The 4,939-nt window shown below is 39.3% G+C and carries 2 protein-coding genes and 3 pseudogenes; all 5 read right to left on the bottom strand.

Annotated elements, in window-relative coordinates:
• A pseudogene (locus tag ACFILL_RS08670) lies at positions 1-280 on the bottom strand (helicase); the annotation flags it as partial.
• A 532-nt stretch (positions 281-812) separates the two neighbouring features.
• Positions 813-2,431 (bottom strand): annotated as a pseudogene (locus ACFILL_RS08665) (YfjI family protein).
• A pseudogene (locus tag ACFILL_RS08660) lies at positions 2,428-3,313 on the bottom strand (toprim domain-containing protein). Before ACFILL_RS08660 ends, ACFILL_RS08665 begins: the two co-directional pseudogenes overlap by 4 nt.
• A gap of 98 nt (positions 3,314-3,411) precedes the next feature.
• Positions 3,412-3,612 (bottom strand): AlpA family transcriptional regulator, encoded by a 201-nt coding sequence (locus ACFILL_RS08655; protein ID WP_011180791.1) that lies wholly within the window; start codon positions 3,610-3,612, stop codon positions 3,412-3,414.
• Between the two features lie 207 nt (positions 3,613-3,819).
• Positions 3,820-4,939 (bottom strand): tyrosine-type recombinase/integrase (locus tag ACFILL_RS08650; protein ID WP_375643769.1); only part of this gene is annotated, 1,120 nt, incomplete at its 5' end.

Genomic DNA, 4,939 nt, shown 5'->3' with positions numbered 1-4,939 from the left:
TACACTGAATAGCCACATAGCCTTCTTGATGACGAAGCTTAGCAACCAGATCAATGCCGATATCATTTTTATTCCAATCTTCACGTTCTTTTGCCCATTCATAATAGCTCTCAACTTTTTCATATCGCCCATAGTGGAGAGGGTCATACATAAGATATTTTGTCACAAAATCTTCAAACACTTTCCCCCGTAGAGCATTTGATGTTGCCTGTTCACGATAGGATTGTAAAAGGGAGCGTAAAGTGAATTGTTCATTATCAGACTTAATAGATTGCAGCATATTGTAATAAAAATCCCTTGCCTTATGAGACAATTAATATTCATCAAAAGAATCAAAACGAATTCAATTGAATGCATTTAAGGCAAATAACGATAAAAAAGGGAAAAAAACTGCTAAAAAAAGCCGATATTTTTTCAAAAGGGGTCTTTAAGGCTGCTTATCCACAGCCCATGACATGGAATAAGATCAGCAACGTAGTGAAATTTGCTGTTCGTTTCACGTATTCATCAAGATAAATGTACTACGTGCTTTAAAATATCAGAATGAGTATTTTGATAGGTTTTGTAGGTTCTTAAAACCCCCAAAACCCCTACAAAACCCCTTTAAATATATATTATAGATTGTATTTACGGATTGCATTTAATATAGGTTGTTTCTTTAAAACATTAACATATTGAAATATAATGATTTTTATTTTAGATTAAAAAAATAAAATAATACGTACAAAAAGCCCCCCCAAAACTCATAATGGGGAGTGCTTTGAAGAGTTCTCTGTTATATTGTTAATGTTCTATAAGATTTCCAAATTGCCTCAGTGTGATGTTTTATGGCTTGTCACTAAGGGATTCCATTCATAGCGTATGGTAGGGCGACCGCCTTGTGAGCTCTTGTCTCCAGAGATTTCACGTATATAGTTACAACGGCATAAAAGCTCTAAAGCTTGCTTAACGGCTTCATTATCTTTGAAACATTTCCAATTACGTTTATAAATGTCCCTTGTTGTAAAAACATCGGGTAAACAATCACAACGCTCGACAATTAATTTTGCCCCCTCTGTTGCTAAGCTATTCGCCGCCGCATAAAGCCTTTTGACATGACTTAACAAATATTTTTCCCATCGCAAGGCTATTTCAAGGGCATCTCTATTGATTTCCAAACGCCCACCATCAGCCAGTTCAAAAATCAACGCAAGGGTTGGTATGGTTTGATTCATTTTCAAAAGATGTGCTTTTAAACTTGCAGAGAAATGACCATTCTTTATTCTTTTCTGAAAATTTTCCCACCATACACGAAACATTTCTTGAGCTTCAGCAGAAAAGCATATGGTAATAGGGTGTTTTGGTGATCCTAATGGTTTATCATAAAGAGAACGAAAAATTCCTTGATAACTTTCCCATGCCTTTTGATTGGGAGGTCTATCAACCCATAACCGCTCTTTTCGTTCATCGGGCCACACCAGCATTTGAAATCGTTGCAATAATAAGCCGTCATTATTTGTTCCACGGTGCATGTCTTGAATAATGGGAATAATACGTGCAGGTTGAATACCCCCTATAATAGAGACAGTTGCATTGGGAATAAAAATGGTTCCCCGTCCTATACGGTCATAGGTGTAAGACTTATTGCCATTAAAAGCTATTAGATAGAAAGAACGGTCTGATTGATATTCCTTTCTTGCCAGATTAGATAAAAAACCAGCTAATTCATCACGAACCAACAAGAGACCACGGGGGTTTTCTTTTAAGAGTTCCCCAAGCTTTTCAACGGTCACATCATTGACGATAAGACGGCGTTTTATAGAACTGTCATCTTCCTCACTTTCTTTGTGTTCAAGAGATTGAGAAAGAAGAGCAAGGGCTTGTTCCTCGTCTTGATCTTTGAGTGCTTTGTAGGCTTGTTTTTTCTTTTCTCTTTTGTCTAATTCAATAAGAATATCTTTTGTTTCTTGCTGTTTTTTCTTCTTTAACCATTCTTGATGCCATTCCTCTTGAAAAACATCAAGAGGTGCTAAAGCAGCTTCCATGGTATCTGTTTTTATAGTTGAAGGTTCCCCCACAAGGCACCCCAGAGATTAGGAACAATTTTCCAATTGGCATGTTGTTTTGGAGAAACCCGCACGCCATTTCCAATGACAGCAGACAATCCACATAAAGCAGAAACAGCAACAAAATCCATAGGGGCTTGTTGGCTATCCGCAACGTCATAAACATAGTCCATTAATGGCGTTGGCAACTGTAATAAGCTAAAAGGCTCGACGGGTAAGAGAGCCGTATTAATCGGTTGCAATTCCCCCCAACCATTTTGTTGCAATGCGATTTCATAAGGAATGGCTTCTAAACAAGTCTTATCATTTAAAAAAACATTATCGTTATCATTGCATGAAACATTTTGATTGTTGGTATCGACAATATTGTTTTTATTCTCTCTCATTTATTTATACCTTTCAGTATCAAAACATCATTGAAATCTAGACCGTAGGGGGCTTGCATGATAAAGACCTCAAAGCCTTGTCTATAGGCACGTGCAGCGAGGGTAAAACCTGCTTTACGACCAGCCTCATCGCCATCCATTGCAATTGTCAGACGCCCTTTTGTAGGAGGTAAATTCACATGCATCATGCCATGGGTTGAAAGGGACGCCCATAAATTAACGGACTCTGATAACAACCCAGACAGCAGAGACAGCCCCGTTTCAATGCCTTCACAAATAACCAGATGTTTGGGATTGTCTTGGCTTAAATGCACCCCACCACCCATTACAGATCCCAACATGGCTTTTGCTGGTTTTTGGTCTGTTTTGCAGCCATTGGCTTGTAAAAAGGTTCTATGAATGGCAAAGGAACCAGCCCCCTTAACAAGAGCAATCAACGCGGGCAATGTACCCCCAGAGGGGTGTAGACATTTGTCGTAAAAGCGTAAATCAGCAGGCAAATCACACATGATCCCCCGCATGCGTAAATAGGTTTCTGCTAAAGTATTTTTGATTGGTTGGCTTTGTTGCCAAATTACTTTTGCTCTCTCTGCTTTCCTTTTTGCTTGTTTGAGATCAGCACAAAACTGTTTTGAGAAAGAAAGCGTATGAGCATAAGCTTGTTTTCCAAGCAACCCAATTCTAATAAGCGCTTGTATGATCTCTCTAAAAGAGCAACCAGCATAACAATAGAGTAAAAGACGCCCATCATGTCCATTGGTAAGGGATAAGCTAAGCAGCCTATCCATCATGAGCAGGGCAACGGGCTGTTCCATAACGCCCATGCCAAGTAACGCGCAAGGCACGTGTGATACCTTGCGCATTCTTAAAAGAACACATCATTTTTAATCCTATAACGTTGCGTCACAGGACGGATTGTGCTATCTCTAGGGTGATGAGTTTGAGAAAGCCTTGTCCGTCCTTACGTGACAAGGTTTTTTTTATGCCGCGTCACTTTGACGTTGCTGTTTTGCTTGCTCGATGACATTGATAAGATCCGATTGTAACCAACGGGACAAAAAACCAAATTTTAAAGGTTTTGGGAGAGAGCCATTGGTTACATGACGGCGGAATGTTGAGACACTCATATGAAGCAATTTTGCACTTTCACGGTCTGTCAAAAGAATATCATTTTCTGTCATACTAAAATCCTTTCTATCAAAAAATGGTAACAAATCATAACTATTTATTAACCACATTTTGGTTCATTTAGAAAGATGTTTTATTCATAGAAAACAATATTTTATCATACAATTTTTGATGTGATAATTTATGACTCTTATTGAGAAAGAATGAGAGAGAAGAGAGAGAAAGTTATCCACAGATCATGGGGTTATGCACCCCATATCTTAAGATTGACCCGTGACATAAGCCGCCCATTTATCCATATAAACGCGGCGCTGTTCTAAATAATCAGTACGACGATAGGCACGCTCTACTTGTCCTCCGACTGTATGACTTAGAATTGTTTCAGCAACCTCATAGGGGGCATCGGTTGTTTCAGCGAGCCAATCGCGTAAACTAGAGCGAAATCCATGGGGGCAGGCTTCAAGTTTATTGTCTCTCATGTATTGAGCCATACACTTCGTAGCAAGGGGACCGCGACCGGTTGCAGAAAAGAAGAAATCATTGCGAGAAAGTGAGCGCGCTTGTTTTAAAATGTCTAATGCTTCAGATGATAAGGGCACACGAAACTCTTTTGTAATATCACGCTTGCCTTTCATATTTTCAGCAGGGATTGTCCAGATATCACCTTCAACTTGATCTTTATGAATATGACGTAAAGGGTTAGAGCGAACCCCTGTAAGGATAAGCAAGCGCAAAGCAAGATGTGTTATGTTTTGTGTTTTACAGAGGAACTGATAAAAAGCTGGTATATCTTTCCAATCCATTGCTGGTCTATTAGTGATCTTATGACGTTGTTTTCCTAAGAGAGCACGTGCTTTTTCTGTTGCTTGTAAATCAACATTCAAACCCAAGGCAGCCGCATGTTTGAGACAAAGATTAAGACGTATCAATGCTGCTTGGGCTGTTCCAGCTTTTGTATGCCAAATGGGGGCAAGGGTATTGCGTATCTCTGTTTGGGTAATCTCTGAAACGGGTAAACAGCCTAACTTGGGAAGAATATGAAGGCGTAAAGGTGTAAACCAATTTCCATTTTTACCGTCACCTTTTAATTCAGCTTTACGACTTTCAAAAGCATCTAAAGCAATATCTTTTAAATAATGGAGATTACTTATTGCCTCACGCTTTTGTTTATTACGTTCTTTAATAGGATCACGCCCTTCACGTAAAACAGCACGCCATTGCATTGCACATTCACGGGCTTGTTTTAAAGAAACATCTCTTAAAGCACCCAAGCCCATTTCACGGCGCCGCCCATGAATGGTAAAACGGTAAATCCATTGAGCACCTCCATCTTTACGCTTATGAAGTAACAAGCCGGCACCATCATTATATTTGCCAGCT

The sequence above is a fragment of the Bartonella sp. AP20NXHL genome, from assembly GCF_042196165.1.
GTDB lineage: Bacteria > Pseudomonadota > Alphaproteobacteria > Rhizobiales > Rhizobiaceae > Bartonella.
The sequence above is the reverse complement of the archived record's forward strand: the minus strand, read 5'-3'. Positions and strand labels throughout refer to the sequence as shown.

Excerpts from the sequence above, each read along its gene's own strand:
- ACFILL_RS08655 (WP_011180791.1), bottom strand. The coding sequence starts at position 3,612 with ATGACAGAAAATGATATTCTTTTGACAGACCGTGAAAGTGCAAAATTG.